The sequence below is a fragment of the Streptococcus sp. CL9.43 genome (assembly GCF_049737935.1).
GTDB classification, from domain to species: domain Bacteria; phylum Bacillota; class Bacilli; order Lactobacillales; family Streptococcaceae; genus Streptococcus; species Streptococcus infantis_I.
This window is the reverse complement of record NZ_JBKOTS010000011.1, coordinates 1-721: the sequence shown is the minus strand read 5'-3', so window position 1 is coordinate 721 and position 721 is coordinate 1. Positions and strand designations below refer to the sequence as shown.

At 42.9% G+C, this 721-nt stretch carries 1 pseudogene; it reads left to right on the top strand.

Features of this window, described 5'->3' with window-relative positions:
- Nucleotides 1-721: pseudogene (locus ACLNCS_RS08510) on the top strand (CshA/CshB family fibrillar adhesin-related protein); the annotation flags it as partial.

Here is a 721-nt window from a genome sequence, read left to right as displayed (position 1 = left end):
TGCACCGTCTGTGACAGTTGTCCGCGAAGATAAGAACGGAACAAAAGCATCAGCGACATACACCCCAACAGTAACTCCTGTTAAACCAACTGCTGAAGATGCAACATCAACTGACAAACAAGGTCAAGAACAAACAGGTAAACCTAACTTTACAGAAGGTAACCCAAGCGTACCAATGGATGATGATGTTCCAGCAACATTTGAAGATGGATCAACAACTAAGACAATTCCAGGTGAAGGTACATACACAGTAGCACCAGATGGAACAGTAACATTTGTTCCAGAAAAATCATTCACAGGTAAAGGAACAGGTGTGACTGTTAAACGTGTTGACAAGAACGGTACGCCAGTAACGGCTAAGTACACCCCAACTGTAACTCCAGTAACACCAACAGCAACTCCGGCTGAATCAGAAGCACCTCAAGGTGTGGTTCAAACTGGTACTGTAACCTTCACAGAAGGTGATCCAGTTGCACCAATCGACAAAGATACCATTACTCTTCTTGACGAAAATGGTCAACCTGCTGCTTCTGTAGATGCTAAATCTCCAAGTGGTGAAGTTATTGGTACTTTCACAGTTGATAAAGAAACAGGTGTTGTAACCTTTACACCAACTGATAAGTCATACTCAGGTGAAGTAGTTCCAGTTAAAGTTCAAGCTAAGGATGCCAACGGCACTCCAGCTGAAACAACATACACACCTAAGATTACTCCAGTTGTT